Genomic DNA, 18,329 nt, shown 5'->3' on the forward strand with positions numbered 1-18,329 from the left:
GGACACGGCAGGGATAGCCCTGCCGTGTTGGTTCAAACATGGAACGATTACTGGAACTGCTCGTTACCGACCATGCCGATTTTGGTGACGCCGATACGCTGGGCGGATGCCATGACACCGGCAACTACCTTGTACTCTACCAGCTTATTCGGACGCAGGTGCACTTCAGGCTGGTCGGCCATGGCTGCAACTGCATTCATCTTGGCTTCGAGCGTCGCGCGATCCGGGATCACTTCGCCATCCCAGAGGATGGTACCGTCGAAGTCGACGTCGATCGTGATCACCACCGGTTTGATATCGCTTTGCGGCGGGTTACCAACTGGCATGTTCAGATTGACCGAGTGGTTTTGCTTCGGAATCGTGATAATCAGCATGATGATCAGAACGAGCAGGACGTCGATCAACGGCGTCATGTTCATTTCCATCATCGGTTCCGGATCGGCTGCTGCTGCGGAGCCGCCTCCACCTACGTTCATACTCATGGGTGTGTCCTTATCTAATGTTGGGGAGAAGGTTACGGCGCCCGGCTCGAAAGCCAGGCGCCGCATGCTGGGCTATCAGCCCGGTGGCTCGATAACGAAGCCAACCTTCTGCACACCAGCACGTTGTGCCGTGTAGATCACGCGGCCGATCGCTTCGTAGCGGGTTTCCTGGTCGCCACGAACTTTCACCGCCGGTTGCGGCACTTTCACCGACTGCTCCGCGAGGAACTTGAACAGCTCGTCCGTGTTCGCGAGGTGAGTCTGGTTGTAGTACATCTCGCCGTCTTTATTGACGGTGATATTCACATCTTCCGGCTTGGTCAGGGTGACCTGGTTCTCTTCTGAAGGAAGGGTCACTTTCTGCAGATTCAGCACCACCGGGCTCGTGATCAGGAAGATGATCAGAAGAACCAACATGATGTCAACGAGTGGCGTCGTGTTGATCTCTGAATTCAGTGCATCTTCGCCGGAATCGGAACCGACACTCATCGACATAGTTTATCCAATCTTTTTAGCTGCGGCAGCTGCGTTCGAGGTCGACATTGCGCCCGAGATCAGGACCGAGTGAACGTCAGCCGAGAACGAACGGATGTCTTCCAGGACGGTCTTGTTACGACGCACCAGCCAGTTGTAACCCAGAACGGCAGGAACTGCAACGAACAGACCGAAGGCGGTCATGATCAGTGCTTCACCGACTGGACCTGCGACCTTGTCGATCGATGCGTTACCCGACATGCCGATGGCGGTCAGTGCGTTGTAGATGCCCCAGACGGTACCGAACAGACCGATGAACGGCGAGGTCGAACCGACGGTTGCCAGGAACGACAGGCCGTCTTGCAGACGCGACTGGACGCGGTCCACTGCGCGCTGGATCTGCATGGTGACCCAGGTCGACAGGTCGATCTGCTCGAGCAGGGCGCCGTCGTGGTGCTGGGTTGCCTTGGTGCCGGTTTCAGCGATGAAGCGGAATGGCGAACCTTCTTTCAGCTGAGCCGAACCAGCAGCGATCGACGGTGCTTTCCAGAACTTGGCTTGCATGTCTTTCGACTGCTTCATGATCTTCTGCTGATCGATCAGCTTGGTGATGATGATGTACCACGAACCGATCGACATCAGCGACAGGATGATCAGGGTGCCCTTGTTGACGAAGTCGCCGTGTTCCCACATCGCTTGCAGGCCGTACGGGTTGTAGACTTCTTCGGTTTGCTCGCCACCTGGAGCAGCGGCTGGCGCGCCAGCGTCTGCAGGAGCGGCGGCAGCGTCTGCAGGAGCAGCAGCTGGGTCAGCAGCTGGTGCAGCTGCGTCGGTCGCCGCTGGCGCAGCTGCGTCGGTTGCCGGGGTTTCTTGAGCGAAGGCCGGAGCGGACACCAGAGCCGATGCTGCGGTTACCGACAACAGGACAGCCGCCAGGAAAGCGGACAAACGGGTATTCTTAAACATGCTTCCTCCAAAGATATTAAATAGACAGTTCGCTGAACTTAACGACAACGACAATCAAAGTTTGAGACGGTGACCTGTCTCGGTTTATTCCAGCGTCCAGACGTACTGCACCGCTGTCCACGCCTGTTCCGGCTTGCCATCGATCATGGCGGGCTTGAATCGGCATTTGCTCAGAGCCGATTGCGCGGCTCGGTCCAAGTCACGGAAGCCACTCGACTTCGCCAGCTTGGCTTCCATCACCCGACCATCGACACCGATCAGGAACTGCAGGGTCGTGGTACCGGTTTCTTCATTGCGCTGCGACGAACGTGGATATTCCGGACGTGCGCAAGTATTAAAGTCAGCCACTGCCTCGGTACGGCTAGGACCACGTGCCGGCGGCGCCGGCGGAGCCGGAGGAGCTGGCGGCGCCGGCGGAGCCAGCTGGGTGGTTGGCGGCGGCGTGTTGGTCGCGGTAGCGATCGTGTTTTGCGGTGGTGGCGGTTGCTGCACCTGCACTTCGACCGGCGGGATGAACGGCGGCGGCGGCGCTTTCATTTCTGGCGGCGGCGGCGGCGGCGGAGTTTCCGGCGGCGGCGGCGGCGCGGTCTCTTCAATCAGCTTGGTTTCCACAGCTTCGGTCACCGTGCTGACGATCCGGGTACCCAGGCCAGCGACGAGCGCCCATCCCACGATGATGTGAAGGATGACGACTACGATGAAGCCTGTGAAATTTTTCCCGGGTTGCTTCTCATTCGAAAAATTCATGCCATATTTCTCCAATACCAACTCTTTTTTGTTGCTACCAAACCCACTAAACACGACAAAAGCCTAGAGCCGCATCCGGGACATCGAAGAATTATACCTACGAATTCTTTTTTGCACATACATTTTTACAGCAGCGAAAGGTGCGCTAACTACCTGTAAATGCAGGCAAACAAGCTCATCTATACAAGCCTGGCGAGGTCGGTTTCAGGGGTCCGGAAGGCCGGAAAATGTGTAGTTTTATGTATCGATTCTCCTCATCGCGTGGAAGATCAGTGTAGATGTCAAGTTTGCCAAATTTCTGATGCTAAATCAGTCGCTTGGCAAATTTAATATGACTCCACAATGGTCTTTCTGCAAACAATAGCCAATTCTTATTACCCTCCGGCCTCCTCGGATTTCCCTGGAAGCCGTCCCGAGCGTACTTAGGTATAGATAAAAGTGATACGCCTTAGACTGCTTGCGATGGCTCAACCGTGCGCCATTTGATGCTTCGTCTCGACAGGAATGAAAGCTGCGCGCTCCCACACCTTCTGCGACAAACTATATTACTTAGTTAGTGCTAGGGCCTTCACCGTCAAATTACCATGACTTGGTTGTGACAGCGCTAACATGTGATGTCGGGAACATACCATGAAATCTGTATGTTGGCGATAGCAGAAGAGCCTAATTGAACATGCATAGGCAAGGCAAGGTGCTGGTGCCGCGCAGTAGGGTGTCAATGCGGAATAAAAGGTAGGGCAAAACCGCCGGCAGGAACGGTTAGCCGCGAATTCATGGGGGGACGGCTCTGCCGCCCGCGTAGTCAAGCAAGGCGTGAATCGCCATGCGAGCGTGGATTGGACGCGTGGACGGCGTAGCCGTCCACCCCACGGTCGCGGTGGTCAACAATGAGCCAGGCCGCGCGCGCCGCTCAGCGCCCGCGCTTCTCGCGCCGGCACTCGAGGAAGCTGACCACGTGCCCGGCCGGATCGGCCGTTTCGAGCCGCACGTCGAAGCCCCATAGCCGGGCCACGTGCTTGAGCACCTCTTGCGCCTGTCCGTTGAGCGGGCGGCGGTTGTATTGCGTGTGGCGCAGGGTCAGGGCGCGGTCGTCGCGCGTATTGACTTGCCAGACCTGGATGTTCGGCTCGCGGCTGCCCAGGTTGTACTGCTCGGCCAGCTTGTGGCGCACGTAGCGGTAGCCGGCCTCGTCATGGATGGCCGAGATGGTCAGCTTGTCGCTGCGGTCGTCGTCCAGCACGGCGAAGAAATGGAAGTCGCGAATCAGCTTGGGCGACAGGTATTGGGCGATGAAGCTCTCGTCCTTGAAGTTGCGCATCGCGAAGTCGAGCGTCTTGAGCCAGTCGCTGCCGGCGATGTCGGGGAACCAGGTTTTGTCTTCATCGGTCGGGTTTTCGCAGATGCGCCGGATATCGGTCATCATCGCGAAACCGAGGGCATAGGGATTGATCCCGCTGTAATACGGGCTGTTGGCCGGCGGCTGGTAGACCACGTTGGTATGGCTTTGCAGGAACTCGAGCATGAAGCCGTCGCCGACGATCCCCTCTTTATACAGGTCTTGCAGGATCGTGTAATGCCAGAAAGTGGCCCAGCCCTCGTTCATTACCTGGGTCTGGCGCTGCGGATAGAAGTATTGCGAAATCTTGCGCGTGATCCGCACCAGCTCACGCTGCCAGGGTTCGAGTAGCGGCGCGTATTTCTCGATGAAATACAGCAGGTTTTCCTCGGGCTCGGGGGGGAAGCGGTGGGTCGGCGCATCCGCCGCCACCTGTTCTTCGCGCTGGGGCAGGGTGCGCCAGATCGAATTGACCTGGGATTGGGCGTATTCCTCGCGCTCCTTGGTGCGCGCCGCCTCTTGCGCGACCGACAGCTTGGCCGGCCGCTTGTAGCGGTCGACGCCATAGTTTTGCAGCGCATGGCAGGAATCGAGCAACTCCTCGACCGCATCGATCCCATAGCGCTGCTCGCATTCGGCGATATAGTTCTTGGCAAACACCATATAGTCGACAATGGCGTCGGCATCGGTCCAGCTGCGGAAGAGGTAATTTCCTTTGAAGAAAGAATTGTGGCCGTAGGCGGCATGGGCGATCACCAGCGCCTGCATCGTCAGGCTGTTTTCTTCCATCAGGTAGGCGATGCAGGGATTCGAGTTGATGACGATCTCGTAGGCCAAGCCCATCTGGCCACGGCGGTAGCTTTTCTCGGTGCTCAAGAAATGCTTGCCGAAAGACCAGTGGTTATAGGAGACCGGCATGCCTACCGAGGTGTAGGCATCCATCATCTGCTCGGCGGTAATGATCTCGAGCTGGTTCGGATAGGTGTCCAGGCCATAACGCTTGGCCACCCGCTTGATTTCTTCGTGCGCCTGCTCGATCAGGTCGAAGGTCCACTCCGACTGTTCGGGCAGGGCGCGCGGATTGCTTGGATCTCTTGGCATGGGGCGCCTCGCTGTTGACTGCAGTATGTCTTGTGACCCGTCCAGGCTATTTGGCCTGCTTCTTGAACAGTTCGCGGAATACCGGATAGATGTCGGCCGGGGTCACGATCTTTTGCATCGCGAAATTGCGGTGCTGGGCGGCGACGTCGCAATACTGCTCCCACAGGTTCTGCGGCGGGCCATCGGTGATCTCGACATAGGTGTAATACTGCACGCGCGGCATGATCGCGCTGGTGAGAATCTGTTTGCACAGCACCGAATCGTTGTCCCAGTTGTCGCCGTCCGACGCTTGCGCCACGTAGGCGTTCCAGTCGGCGCTGCCATAGCGCTCGGTGATCACCTTCTGCAGCAGATGCAGCGCCGAGGAGACGACGGTGCCGCCCGACTCGCGCGAATGGAAGAACTCGTTCTCGTCGACCTCGGCCGCCGCCGTGTGGTGGCGGATGAAGACGACGTCGATCTTTTCGTAGACCCGCTTGAGGAAGAGATACAGCAGGATGAAGAAGCGCTTGGCCGTATCCTTGCGCGTCTCGTCCATGGAGCCCGACACGTCCATGATGCAGAACATCACGGCCTGGGTGCTGGGCTTGGGGACCTTGATCCGGTTCGAGTAACGCAGGTCGAACGGATCGATGAATGGAATGGCGTTCAGACGGATGTGCAGGTGGTGGATGCGGTCCTTCAGCGCGACCACCTGTTCATCGTCGGACGGTGCGCCTTCGTCGAGCAAGGCTTGCAATGCTTCTTCGGCTTCGGCCAGCTGGCGCCGGGCAGGGCCGCCGACGGCGATGCGGCGGCCCAGGGCGCCGCGCAGCGAGCGCAGCACATGGATGTTCGAGGGCGTGCCGGACACGTTGTAGCCGGCGCGCTGGTTCTTGTATTCGATGGTCTGGGTCAGCTGCGTCTTGACCATGTTCGGCAGCTCGAGATCCTCGAAGAAGTAATTCATGAATTCTTCGCGCGACAGCTCGAAGATGAAATCGTCTTCGACGGTCTGTTCGCTGTTGCCGGCGCGGCCGCGCCCGGCGCCGCCACCGCCGCCGCGGGGCCGGTTGAACTGGTCGCCCTTTTGATACTCGGTATTGCCGGGGTTGACGGTTTCATACACGCCGCCATGGGCGTGGCCGAAATGCGGTTCGTTCACGTCCTTGACGGGAATGGTGACTTTTTCACCGTTCTCGATGTCGGTGATCGAGCGGCCCTTGATGGCGCGGCCGACAGCATCCTTGATCTGCGCCTTGTAGCGGCGCAGGAAACGTTCGCGGTTGACCGCAGACTTGTTCTTGCCCTGCAAGCGACGGTCGATGAGGTAAGTCAAAACAGGCCTCCTGCTTTTAATAAGCGCGGAACTGGCGACATATGGCGCTTGTCGCTGGCGCTTTGGCGCCGTCGCGAACGACGGCACCCCTATCTTAATACGCTGCGCGAACGAGCGTGCGGCGCACGCGCAGCGTCGCGTCTTGCCGGTGGCGGCCTGCAGCCATTCGGCAACACGCAAGACGCACCGTTACGACGACTTGCGCACACGCAGATACCATTCGCACAACAGACGCACCTGCTTCGGTGTATAGCCTTTCTCTACCATGCGGGCGACGAAGTCGGCATGCTTATTCGCATCCTCGGCGCTCGCTTTTGCATTGAAGGAAATCACCGGCAAAAGTTCCTCGGTATTCGAGAACATCTTCTTCTCGATCACGCTGCGGAACTTTTCATAGCTGGTCCAGGCCGGATTCTTGCCGGCATTGGTGGCGCGCGCCCTGAGGCTGAAGTTGACGATCTCGTTGCGGAAATCCTTCGGATTCGAAATCCCGGCCGGCTTTTCGATCTTTTCCAGCTCGGCGTTCAGCGATTCGCGGTCGAAGCTTTCGCCGGTATCCGGGTCGCGGAATTCCTGGTCCTGGATCCAGAAGTCGGCAAAGGTCACGTAGCGGTCGAAGATGTTCTGGCCATACTCGGAATAGCTTTCCAGGTAGGCGGTTTGAATTTCCTTGCCGATGAAATCGACGTAGCGCTGCGCCAGGTGTTCCTTGATATAGGAGAGATAGCGCTGCTCGGTCTCGGGCGGGAATTGCTCGCGCTCGATCTGCTGTTCGAGCACGTACAGCAGGTGCACCGGATTGGCCGCCACCTCGGTATTGTCGAAGTTGAAGACCTTGGACAGGATCTTGAAGGCGAAGCGGGTCGACAGGCCGTTCATGCCTTCGTCCACGCCGGCATAGTCGACGTACTCGTGCAGCGACTTGGCCTTGGGGTCGGTGTCCTTCAGGTTTTCGCCGTCGTAGACCAGCATCTTGGAGAAGATGCTCGAGTTCTCGGGATCCTTCAGGCGCGACAGCACGGCGAACTGCGACATCATGCGCAGGGTGCCGGGCGCGCACGGCGCCTTGTCGAGCGAGGAGTTGCGCAGCAGCTTGTCGTAGATCTGGATTTCATCGGACACGCGCAGGCAATACGGCACCTTCACGATATAGATACGGTCGAGGAACGCCTCGTTGTTGCGGTTGTTGCGGAAGGTCTTCCATTCGGATTCGTTCGAGTGCGCCAGCACGATGCCGTCGAAGGGAATCGCGCCGAAGCCTTCGGTGCCCTTGTAATTGCCTTCCTGCGTGGCGGTCAGGAGCGGGTGCAGCACCTTGATCGGCGCCTTGAACATCTCGACGAATTCCATCAGGCCCTGGTTCGCCAGGCACAAGCCGCCGGAATAGCTGTAGGCGTCCGGATCGTCCTGCGGGAAATCCTCGAGCTTGCGGATATCGACCTTGCCGACCAGCGAAGAGATATCCTGGTTGTTTTCGTCGCCCGGTTCGGTCTTGGAAATCGCGATCTGTTTCAGGATCGACGGATAGCGCTTCACCACGCGGAATTTGTTGATGTCGCCGCCGTATTCGTGCAGGCGCTTGACCGCCCACGGGCTCGGAATGGCGCGCAGGTAGCGGCGCGGAATGCCGTAGTCTTCTTCGAGGATGGTGCCGTCTTCTTCTTCGCTGAACAGGCCCAGCGGCGATTCATTCACCGGCGAGCCCTTGATCGCATAAAAGGGCACGAGTTCCATCAGGCTTTTGAGTTTTTCGGCGATCGACGATTTGCCGCCGCCGACCGGGCCGAGCAAATACAGGATCTGCTTGCGCTCTTCGAGTCCCTGCGCCGCATGGCGGAAATAAGACACCACCTGCTCGATCACTTCTTCCATGCCGTAGAACTCGCGGAAGGCCGGATAGATCTTGATCACCTTGTTGGCAAAGATGCGCGACAGGCGCGGATCGAGGCGGGTATCGACCAGGGTGGGCTCGCCGATCGCGGCCAGCATGCGTTCCGGCGCGCTGGCATAGGTCAGCGGGTCTTTCTTGCACAGTTGGAGATATTCCGCCAGGGAGTATTCCTCTTCCCGGGTACGCTCATAGCGGGCCGCGTAGTTTTCAAAGATGCTCATTGAAGTTCCTTTAATGTGCCAACAACGAATCACTGTCACAGCAGCCACTGTCGAAGCTGCCCGGGGCCCCGGTATCTTTGTCGCGGTCTCCCTGTTCGGTCGTCACGTGCCGCGCCGGGATGGCCGGCGCCGTTAAAGGAATTCACGTGCGATTGCGTCTTGTCGATTCGGCGGATAGCCAAATCCTTGCGTGGTGGAGAACGCCTTTTTTGCGTTTATGAAATTTATTATGTGCCTATTAGTTTCCGAAGTCAAAGCAGTGTCGTGCGAGCTGTTGAAGCGGTACCAAGTGCTTGATTTAACTATAGAAAGCCGGTTTTTGCAGGCGTCGCGGCGGCCCTGGGAAGGTGGGGGCCGGAACACGGCGTCGAGGCCGGTTTGAACGAAAGATCGGCATGCCGGCGGCATCTCCATTTTCTTCCGTTGTGCGCCGATAGTGCACGAACTGCTCAACACGCGGCGCACGCGAATCGTGCATGTCATAAAGCCGAACGCAGCCATTTTCGCCTTGGCGCAGGCGGAAAGCCGGCATGCGTTACACTTGTCGGTCGGGTCAACCTGACCCGCACCATTGAATATTTACTGATGTACCTGTTGGAGAAAACCATGCTCGACGAACGCCTGCGCAACCTGCTGCAGAACATGCCCAAGGCAGAACTGCACATCCACATCGAGGGCTCGCTCGAACCGGAACTGATTTTTGAGCTTGCGCAAAGAAACGGCGTCGACCTCGCTTATAGCTCGGTCGAAGCGTTGCGTGAGGCCTACGCTTTCACCGATCTCCAGTCTTTCCTCGACATTTATTATGCCGGCGCCAGCGTGCTGCTGAAGGAACAAGACTTCTACGACATGACTGCGGCTTATCTGGCGCGCGCCCATGCCGACAATGTCCGCCACGCCGAGATCTTCTTCGATCCGCAAACCCATACCGCGCGCGGCGTGCCGTTCGAGACCGTCATCAACGGCATCTGGCGCGCCTGCCAGGATGCGCCGCTCAGCGCCAGCCTGATCATGTGCTTCCTGCGCCACCTGTCCGAAGACGAGGCCATCGCCACGCTCGAGCAGTCGCTCCCTTACCGCGACAAGTTCATCGGCGTCGGCCTCGATTCGTCCGAGGTCGGCCATCCGCCCGAGAAATTCGCGCGCGTGTTCGAGCGCGCCCGCTCGCTCGGCCTGCGCCTGGTCGCGCATGCGGGCGAGGAGGGCCCGCCGGCCTATATCGAAAGCGCGCTCGACGTGCTCAAGGTCGAGCGCATCGACCACGGCGTGCGCAGCCTGGAAAGCCCGGCCCTGGTCGAGCGCCTGGCGCGCGAGCAGATGGCGCTGACCGTGTGCCCGCTGTCGAACATCAAGCTGCGCGTGTTCGACGTGATGGGTTCGCACAATCTGCGCACCCTGCTCGACGCCAATCTCGCGGTGACCGTCAACTCGGACGATCCGGCCTATTTCGGCGGCTACGTCAACGAGAACTACTTCGCCGCCTTCGAGGCGCTGCCGCTGGACGAAAGTCATGCGCGCCAGCTGGCGCGCAACAGCTTCCAGGCCGCCTTCGTCGACCCGGAGCGCAAGCGCGCCTTCCTGGCCGAAGTCGACGGCTTCTTCGCCAACGCCTGACCTTCAAGAACGGAGCGGATCCATGTTCGTCCAGGCTCTTCGCATGACGGCGCGCGACTGGCGCGCCGGTGAGCTGCGCTTCCTGCTGGTGGCGCTGATCGTCGCGGTCGCGGCATTGAGTTCGGTCGGCTTCTTCATCGACCGCATGCGCTCCGGCATGGACCGCGACGCCCACCAGCTGCTCGGCGCCGACCTGCTGGTCAATACCGACGACCCGGTGCGCCAGGAGTGGCGCGACGAGGCCCTGAAACGGGGCCTGCTGCTGGCCGACACCGTCACCTTCCCGAGCATGGCGCAAGCCGGCGAGGGCGACGACTCGCTGGCCCAGCTGTCGTCGATCAAGGCGGTATCAAAAGGCTATCCGCTGCGCGGCCAGATGAGCATCACGACCGACCCTGTCGCCGCCGGCGGCGCGCAGGGCACGCCGACGCGCGAGGTGCCGGCGCGCGGCACGGTCTGGGTCGATCCCGGCCTGCTGCCGCAGCTGCGCACCGAGGTCGGCGCCATGCTCACCCTGGGCAACAGCCAGTTCCGCATCGCCCAGCTGATCGCCACCGAACCGGACAAGGGCGCTTCGTTCGCCAACTTCGCGCCGCGCGTGATGCTGGCGCTGGAAGACCTGCAGGCCACCGGCCTGGTCGACGACTTCGCGCGCGTGAGCTTCCGCCTGATGGTCGCTTCAAAAGACGTGAACGACATGGCCGCGGTGCGCGACTACGAACAGTGGATACGCGCCCAGATCCGCGACAACAATATCAAGGGCGTGCGCATCGAGACGCTGGAAAACGGCCGCCCCGAGATGCGCGCGACGCTCGATCGCGCGGGGTTGTTCCTGTCGCTGGTGGGCCTGCTGTCGGCGATGCTGGCGGCGGTCGCGGTGGCGATGGCGGCGCGCCGCTTCATGGGCCGCCACCTGGACGCCTGCGCCATGCTGCGCTGCCTGGGCCTGACCCAGAACCAGGTCACGGTGCTGTACCTGCTCGAATTCGGATTCATCGGCCTCCTGGGCAGCGTGATCGGGGTGCTGGTCGGTTTCGGCGCCCACTTCGTGCTGCTCGAGATGATCGCCTCGCTGATCAAGACCGAGCTGCCGCCGGTGTCGATGCTGCCCGCGCTGCAGGGCGTGGCGACCGGCTTGATGCTGCTGGTGGGCTTCGCGCTGCCGCCGATTCTCCAGTTGCGCAACGTGCCGCACAACCGCGTGATCCGGCGCGAGCAGGGCGCGCCGCAGCCGGCCGCGCTGGCGACCTATGGACTGGGCGTCGGCGTGTTCTTCCTGCTGCTGCTGTGGCAGGCGGGCGACCCGACCCTGGCCCTGATCACGGCCGGCGGCTTCCTGGGCGGCTTCGCCTTCTTCGCCCTGGTGGCCTGGCTCGGCCTGCAGGGGCTGCGCCGGATGCGCGGCGCGTTCAAGAGCCAGGGCTGGCGCTTCGCCGTCACCTCGCTGCAGCGCCGGCCCGGCGCCACCGTGGTGCAGGTGGTGTCGCTCGCGCTGGGACTGATGGCGCTGCTCCTGCTGACCGTGGTGCGCGGCGACCTGATGGCGGCATGGCAGCTGGCCACGCCCGCCGACGCGCCGAACCGCTTCGTGATCAACATCCTGCCCGAGCAGAAGCAGGCGGTCGAAGGCCAGCTGCTGGCGGCCGGCGTCAAGGAACCCGTGCTGTACCCGATGATCCGTGGCCGCCTGACGGCCATCAATGGCAACGCGATCACGCGCGACACCTTCCAGGACGGCGAGGCGCGACGCCTGGCCAACCGCGAATTCAACCTGTCGACGACCAATGTGCTGCCGCAGGCGAACGAGGTGGTGCAGGGCGAATGGTTCAGGGATGCGCCGGGCGTGGCCGAGGCCTCGGTCGAGCAGAGCATCATGGAGCGCCTGGGGCTGAAGCTGGGCGACACCATGCGCTTCGACATGGCGGGCTTGCTCGTCGACGCGAAGATCACCAGCGTGCGCAAGCTCGAATGGGGCTCGATGCGCGCCAACTTCTTCGTCATCATCAATCCGGCGGCGATGGCCGATGCGCCGACCACCTACATGACGGCCTTCCATGTGCCGCCCGAGGGGGCGAACCTGGGCAATGCGCTGACCCGCAACCATCCGAACCTGACGGTGATCGACGTCTCGGGCATCATCCGCCAGCTGCAGGACGTGCTGGACCAGGTGGTGACGGCGGTCGAATTCCTGTTCCTGTTCACGCTCGCTTCCGGCGTGCTGGTGCTGTATGCGGCGCTGATGGGATCGCAATCCGAGCGCACGCGCGAAGCGGGCCTGCTGCGCGCGCTGGGCGCCACGCGCCAGCAGCTGGCGCAGGCGCAGCGCATCGAGTTCGTGCTGGTGGGCGGCCTGGCGGGCCTCCTGGCGGCGAGCGGCGCGGCGGCGCTGGGTTGGGCGCTGGCCACCTACCAGTTCAAGTTCCCATGGGTGTTCGAGCCGGGCGTGTGGATCGCGGGCCTGTTCGTCGGCGCGCTGTGCGCGATCGTCGGCGGCTGGCTGGGCCTGCGCGGGGTGCTGCGGCAGCCGCCGTTGCAAACGCTGCGCGAAGCCTGAGCGCAATGATCGACCGGCTGCGGACAAGGTCCGCGGCCGTGCGCTATCATGGCGGGATGTCCGAACATCACACCGAAACCCCCGCCGAATCCCAGACCTTGTACGAGATGATGGGCGGCGGCGAGCGCCTGCGGGCGCTGGTCGACCGCTTCTATGACCTGATGCAGCTGGAGCCCGATTTCGCCGGCATCCACGCCATGCACCCGGTGCCCAACGACAGCTCGCGCGAAAAGACTTTCATGTTCCTGTCCGGCTGGATGGGCGGTCCCGACCTGTACATCGAGCGCTACGGCCACCCGCGCCTGCGCGCGCGCCACCTGCCGTTCGCGATCGGCAGCGCGGAACGCGACCAGTGGCTGCGCTGCATGGCCTGGGCCATGGAAGACCTCGGCTACGACGACACGCTGCGTGTGCGCATGATGAATTCCTTCTTCCAGACCGCGGACTGGATGCGCAACAAGCCCGATTGAGCGCCACCATGACCGTCGCCGAAATCCTCATCCTGGTCGGCCTGGTCGTCGTGGCCGGCCTGCTGGTTGTCGTCCTGCTGCGCATGCGCGGCAATGGCGACGGCAATCACGTCGAACGCCTGGAACGCGAGCTGCGCCAGGAGCTGCAATCGAGCGCCCAGGCAACGCGCCAGGAACTGGCCGCTCACCTCGCTCAATATCACAATGCCACCGTCCAGCAACTGGACAGCATGCGCCAGCAGATGCAGCTGCACTCCAGCACCGGGCGTGAGGAACAGGCGCGCGCGCTGAAGCGCTTCGCCGACACCCTGCAGCAGACGCTGGGCAATCTGACCGAATCGAACGCCCAGCGCATGCTCGAGGTGCGCAACACGCTGGAAACCAAGATCCGCGATCTTCAGACCGATAACGCCAGGCGCCTCGAAGAGATGCGCCAGACGGTCGACGAAAAACTGCATGCGACGCTGGAGACGCGCCTGTCCGAATCGTTCCGCCAGGTGTCGGAGCGGCTGGAAAAAGTGCACCAGGGCCTGGGCGAGATGCAGCAGCTGGCGATCGGCGTGGGCGACCTGAAGCGGGTGCTCACCAACGTCAAGACCCGCGGCACGTGGGGCGAGGTGCAACTGGAGATGCTGCTGGAGCAGGTGCTCACCGTCGACCAGTACGCCAAGAACGTCGAGACGGTGGCCGGTTCGAATGCGCGGGTCGAGTTCGCGATCAAGCTGCCCGGCGTGGTCGACGGCGGCGCGCCGCTGTGGTTGCCCATCGACGCCAAGTTCCCCAAGGAGCAGTACGAACGCCTGCTGCTGGCCAGCGACGAGGCCGATGCCGAGGGCGTGGCGCGCGCCGGCGCCGAGCTGGAACGGGCGGTGCGGGGCGAAGCGCGCACCATCTGCGACAAATACGTGTCGCCGCCGCAGACGACCGACTTCGCCATCCTGTTCCTGCCGACCGAGGGCCTGTACGCCGAGGTGATGCGCCGTCCCGGCCTGGCCGACGAGCTGCAGCGCACCCTGCGGGTGACGATCGCGGGGCCGTCGACGCTGGCGGCGCTGCTCAACAGCCTGCAGATGGGTTTCCGCACCCTGGCGCTGGAAAAACGTTCGTCCGAGGTGTGGCAGGTACTGGGGGCGGTCAAGACCGAGTTCACCAAGTTCGGCGACGTGCTGGCCACCACCAAGCTGACGCTGGAAAAGGCGGCCAAGAACATCGAAAGCGCCGAGGTGCGCAGCCGTCAGATGGCGCGTAAATTGAAATCGGTGGAGGCGTTGCCGAGCGAGGCGGCGCAGCTGATGCTGGGGCCGGACGGCATGGAGCGCGACGACTGATTGTTGAACCATGTGAACCATGTGAACCATGTGAACCATGTGGGGTGGGCGGCTCCGCCGCCCACGCGTCCAACCATCTCCCGATTATTCGAGTTCAGTTCCCCAAGCTGTATCGATCTCGCCCCAAGCCAGCGGGTACATCCCATTTCTGACATACCGCCGGAACGATGAATAAGGCCACCCAGCCGCGCTGGCGGCATGGCCATGCTTGACCGGGTTGTAATGGATGTAATCGGTATAGCGTTCCAGCTCCGCGTCATTCCTGATCATGCGCTCGTAGAAGCGCCGTTGCCAGATCGCCGCTTCGCCGCGGCTGCGGCGAGATGCGGTGCAAATGAAATCATCGTACAAGCCACGGCAGGACCATGAGACGTGGTGCTTGATCTGGGACCAGCGCGTCGAAATGTCGAGGTCTCCATCCGGCAGGGTCCAGATACAGTGCAGGTGGTCGGGCATCAGGACGATGGCATCGACAGTGAATGGACGGCGGTCACGTGTTTGCGTGAATGCATCGTGCAAGGCGGACCGGATTGCGTCGTCGCACAGGATCGGGCGGCGATGATACGCAACCACAGTGAAGAAATAGGTGGGGCCGGAGCGGATGCGGCGGAAGCGGGACATGCCGCGATCGTAGACGCGACGGGAAAAGGCGCGGTGCGGCGGATCAAAGGTGGGTTGGACGCGTGGACGGCGGAGCCGTCCACCCCACGAGTTCAGTGCCTATCGAGCTGTCAGAACAACCCCTCGAACGGCAAGATATCCACCATCTCCCCCGCCGCGACACTGCCTTGTCCATCATGCAGCACGACCATGCAATTCGCCTCCGACATCGAACGCAGGATGCCCGAGCCCTGCGACCCGGTGATGCGCACCTCCGGCTCGCCATCGGCCCCGCGCGCGACGATGCCGCGCTGGTATTCGGTGCGCCCCGGCTTCTTGCGGATCGCCTCGATCGAGCGCGCACGCAGCAGCGGCAGTGGCGCCTCGGCGCCCATCATGCGCAGCAGCGCCTCGCGCGCGAAGAAGTAGAACGACACCATCACCGCCACCGGATTGCCCGGCAGGCCGAATAAAAATGCGCTGCGGCCGTTGGACGACACCCGGCCGAAGGCCAGCGGCCGGCCCGGACGCATGCCGATCTTCCAGAACGTCACGTCGCCCAGCTCGGCCATCACCTGTTTGGTGTAGTCGGCCGCGCCGACCGAGACGCCGCCCGAAGTGATGATGGCGTCGGCGTTCTCGCAGGCGGTGCGCAGCGCTTCTTCCAGTGCCTCGGGGCTGTCGCGCACCACGCCCATGTCGATGATCTCGCAGCCCAGGCGCTGCAGCATGCCGTAGATCGTGTAGCGGTTGCTGTCATACACGCAGCCCTCGTCGAGCTGTTCGCCGATCGAGCGCAGCTCGTCGCCGGTCGAGAAGAAGGCCACCCGCAGGCGGCGCTGCACGGGAATCTCGGCGAAGCCAAGCGAGGCGCACAGCCCCAGGTCGGCCGGGCGGATGACGCGGCCGGCCTTCAGGGCGGCGCCGCCGGCCTTCAGGTCTTCGCCGGCCAGGCGGCGGTTGTCCCCTGGACGGATCGCGCCGGCGCGCAGGGTGACGGTATCAATGGTCGTGCTCTCGGCGAATTCCTGCGGCAGCACGCTGTCGCAGCCGGCCGGCATCACGCCGCCGGTCATGATGCGCACGCATTCGCCAGGTCCCGGCGTGATGTCGAGCGGCTTGCCGGCGTAGGCGACGCCGACCACCTTCAGCGTGACCGTGCCCTCTAGCGGCAGGTCGCCGCCGCGCAGCGCATAGCCGTCCATGGCCGAATTATCGTGCGCCGGCACGTTGATCGGCGAGACCAGGTCGCGCGCCAGCACGCGGCCGAGGGATGAACGCAAAGCCACCATTTCCACCGCGCGCACGGGTTGCACGAAGTCGCGGATGATGCGCTGGGCGTCCTGCACGCGCAGGGCGTCCGGATCGTAGCCGTTGATGCAGCTCGCCACCTGGGCCAGGCTGGCAGGGAAGGGCGGAGAAGGGTCGTCCAGTCCGCGCAGCTCGTCCAGGGTATTGATGTTGCGGAAGGCGTCGGCGTCGTCGAAGACCACCTCGACCGCCTTCAGGTCGCGGTGCCAGCCGTCGACGCGGCGCCCGCCCTCGAGCAGGTAGGCCGACAGCTGCGGCAGCCGCTCGGCGCGCACCAGGCAGAACACGGGATGCGGCTGCGCGCGCTTGCCGGGCTCTTGCGTCGCGGCGTAGGCGACGTCGGCATCGGCTTCCTGCAGCGCGGCGAACAGGCGAGATGCCAGGTCGGTCGGCAGGAAGGGCGAGTCGCAGGGGACGGCCAGCAGGTAGGGCGTGGCGCAATGGCGCAGGCCGGCTTCGAGGCCGGCGAGCGGCCCGGGATAGGGTTCCACCCCGTCCGCGACTTCGTCGGGCAGCACCATCGCGTCGAAAGCGCGGTAGGCATCCAGGTTGCGGTTGGCGCTGATCGCCACCGGCCCGACCTGCGGCCGCAGGCGCGCCAGCACGTGCTCGACCATGGTGCTCGAGCGGAAGGGCTGCAAGCCCTTGTCGACATTGCCCATGCGCGAGCCGCGACCGCCCGCCAATACCAGTCCGCTGATCATCCCTTGTTCCATTATCCGCCTATATAGGACATTTCAACCTTGCGCGCGCCGTCGCGCTGCCCGATGCCGGTCTCCGCCGTGCGTGTCTCGGAATAACGGTCGGCCCGTCCGCGCCACAGCTGGGCGATGGCGCTAGACAGCTCGAGGTCACTGCGATCCGCGCGCAGCAGCGCGCGCAGGTCGTGGCCGCGCGTGGCGAACAGGCAGGTGTACAGCTTGCCCTCGGTCGACAGGCGCAGGCGCGAACAGTCGCCGCAGAAGGCCTGGGTGACGCTCGAGATGACGCCGATCTCGCCACTGCCATCCACGTAGCGCCAGCGCGAGGCGGTCTCGCCGCTGTAGTTGGCCGCGACGGGTTCGAGCGGCAGCTCGGCCGAGATGCGCCGCACGACCTCTTGCGACGGCACCACCTCGCGCATATTCCAGCCGTTCGAGGCGCCGACGTCCATGAATTCGATGAAGCGCAGGATGGTCGGCGAGCCCTTGAAGTGGCGCGCCATGGGCAGGATCTGGTCGTCGTTGGTGCCGCCCTTGACCACCATATTGACCTTGACCGGCCCCAGGCCGGCCGCGTGGGCGGCGTCGATGCCGTGCAGCACGTCGGCGACGGCGAAGTCGACGTCGTTCATGCTGCGAAACACCTGGTCGTCCATCGCGTCGAGCGAGACCGTGACGCGGTCCAGGCCCGCATCCTTCAAGGCCTGGGCCTTGCGCGCCAGGATCGAGCCATTGGTGGTGAGGGTGAGGTCGAGCGGACGGCCGCTCGGCGTCGGCAGCGCGCGCAGCATCGCGACCAGGCGCTCGAGGTTCTTGCGCAGCAGCGGCTCGCCGCCGGTCAGGCGCAGCTTTTCGACGCCGTGCGCGATGAACAGCCGTGCCACGCGCGTGATTTCCTCGAACGACAGCAGGTCGCCGTGCGGCAGGTACTGGTAATCCTTGTCGAAGACTTCCTTCGGCATGCAGTACACGCAACGGAAGTTGCAGCGGTCGGTGACCGAGATGCGCAGGTCGTGCAGGGGCCGGCCCAGCGCGTCGCTGAGCAGGCCGGTCGGTGCTTCGGGCACAGCCGGGACCTGCAGCGCGGAAGAGCGCAGGTCATTGATCAGAATGATTTTTTCAGCCATTTCAGTACGATAGCACGGGGCTGATGAAGCTGCCCGTACCAGATCCAGATGGAAATGCTACTGCTTGCTGCTCCAATAAAAAACGTCG

General features: G+C 62.7%; 14 protein-coding genes. 4 read left to right on the top strand and 10 right to left on the bottom strand.

The window, feature by feature from the left end; translation table 11 throughout:
• Positions 1 to 47: 47 nt before the first annotated feature.
• The 7 genes from LO55_RS11950 to LO55_RS11980 form a co-directional block, all read right to left on the bottom strand.
• Positions 48 to 482 (bottom strand): ExbD/TolR family protein, encoded by a 435-nt coding sequence (locus LO55_RS11950; protein ID WP_005665790.1) that lies wholly within the window; start codon positions 480 to 482, stop codon positions 48 to 50.
• A gap of 75 nt (positions 483 to 557) precedes the next feature.
• Positions 558 to 977: an ExbD/TolR family protein gene (locus LO55_RS11955; RefSeq protein ID WP_005665791.1), complete on the bottom strand. Its 420-nt coding sequence runs from the start codon at positions 975 to 977 to the stop codon at positions 558 to 560.
• A gap of 3 nt (positions 978 to 980) precedes the next feature.
• Positions 981 to 1,922: a MotA/TolQ/ExbB proton channel family protein gene (locus tag LO55_RS11960; RefSeq protein WP_218145977.1), complete on the bottom strand. Its 942-nt coding sequence runs from the start codon at positions 1,920 to 1,922 to the stop codon at positions 981 to 983.
• 84 nt (positions 1,923 to 2,006) lie between these two features.
• On the bottom strand, positions 2,007 to 2,669 hold the full coding sequence (locus LO55_RS11965; RefSeq protein WP_005665793.1) for an energy transducer TonB: 663 nt from the start codon (positions 2,667 to 2,669) through the stop codon (positions 2,007 to 2,009).
• A 910-nt stretch (positions 2,670 to 3,579) separates the two neighbouring features.
• The gene (locus tag LO55_RS11970) at positions 3,580 to 5,106 is read right to left on the bottom strand and encodes a SpoVR family protein (RefSeq protein WP_005665794.1); all 1,527 of its coding nucleotides are present in this window, start codon (positions 5,104 to 5,106) and stop codon (positions 3,580 to 3,582) included.
• 46 nt (positions 5,107 to 5,152) lie between these two features.
• Complete coding sequence (locus tag LO55_RS11975) at positions 5,153 to 6,424, bottom strand: YeaH/YhbH family protein (RefSeq protein WP_071361602.1); 1,272 nt, start codon at positions 6,422 to 6,424, stop codon at positions 5,153 to 5,155.
• A 189-nt stretch (positions 6,425 to 6,613) separates the two neighbouring features.
• A complete protein-coding gene (locus tag LO55_RS11980) occupies positions 6,614 to 8,536 on the bottom strand; it encodes a PrkA family serine protein kinase (RefSeq protein WP_005665796.1) in 1,923 nt (640 codons plus the stop codon).
• A gap of 606 nt (positions 8,537 to 9,142) precedes the next feature.
• Here LO55_RS11980 and LO55_RS11985 point away from each other — a divergent pair.
• From LO55_RS11985 to LO55_RS12000, 4 genes are read left to right on the top strand one after another with little or no spacing between them, the layout of a single operon-like run.
• The gene (locus tag LO55_RS11985; protein ID WP_005665798.1) at positions 9,143 to 10,150 is read left to right on the top strand and encodes an adenosine deaminase; all 1,008 of its coding nucleotides are present in this window, start codon (positions 9,143 to 9,145) and stop codon (positions 10,148 to 10,150) included.
• Between the two features lie 22 nt (positions 10,151 to 10,172).
• Positions 10,173 to 12,704: an ABC transporter permease gene (locus LO55_RS11990; RefSeq protein ID WP_071361603.1), complete on the top strand. Its 2,532-nt coding sequence runs from the start codon at positions 10,173 to 10,175 to the stop codon at positions 12,702 to 12,704.
• A 56-nt stretch (positions 12,705 to 12,760) separates the two neighbouring features.
• On the top strand, positions 12,761 to 13,174 hold the full coding sequence (locus LO55_RS11995; protein ID WP_005665800.1) for a group II truncated hemoglobin: 414 nt from the start codon (positions 12,761 to 12,763) through the stop codon (positions 13,172 to 13,174).
• Positions 13,175 to 13,182: 8 nt separating this feature from the next.
• The gene (locus LO55_RS12000) at positions 13,183 to 14,502 is read left to right on the top strand and encodes a DNA recombination protein RmuC (protein ID WP_071361604.1); all 1,320 of its coding nucleotides are present in this window, start codon (positions 13,183 to 13,185) and stop codon (positions 14,500 to 14,502) included.
• 84 nt (positions 14,503 to 14,586) lie between these two features.
• Here LO55_RS12000 and LO55_RS12005 read toward each other — a convergent pair whose 3' ends face one another.
• From LO55_RS12005 to moaA, 3 genes are all read right to left on the bottom strand, one after another.
• On the bottom strand, positions 14,587 to 15,123 hold the full coding sequence (locus LO55_RS12005) for an REP-associated tyrosine transposase (protein WP_071361605.1): 537 nt from the start codon (positions 15,121 to 15,123) through the stop codon (positions 14,587 to 14,589).
• A 110-nt stretch (positions 15,124 to 15,233) separates the two neighbouring features.
• Positions 15,234 to 17,117: a molybdopterin molybdotransferase MoeA gene (moeA, locus tag LO55_RS12010; protein WP_071361606.1), complete on the bottom strand. Its 1,884-nt coding sequence runs from the start codon at positions 17,115 to 17,117 to the stop codon at positions 15,234 to 15,236.
• An 11-nt stretch (positions 17,118 to 17,128) separates the two neighbouring features.
• Positions 17,129 to 18,241 carry a GTP 3',8-cyclase MoaA gene (gene moaA / locus LO55_RS12015; protein WP_071361607.1) on the bottom strand — a complete coding sequence of 371 codons (1,113 nt, stop codon included), beginning with the start codon at positions 18,239 to 18,241 and terminating at the stop codon, positions 17,129 to 17,131.
• Between the last annotated feature and the right edge of the window lie 88 nt (positions 18,242 to 18,329).

The sequence above is a fragment of the Massilia timonae genome (genome assembly GCF_001866515.1).
In the GTDB taxonomy this organism is placed as follows: Bacteria; Pseudomonadota; Gammaproteobacteria; order Burkholderiales; family Burkholderiaceae_D; genus Telluria; species Telluria timonae.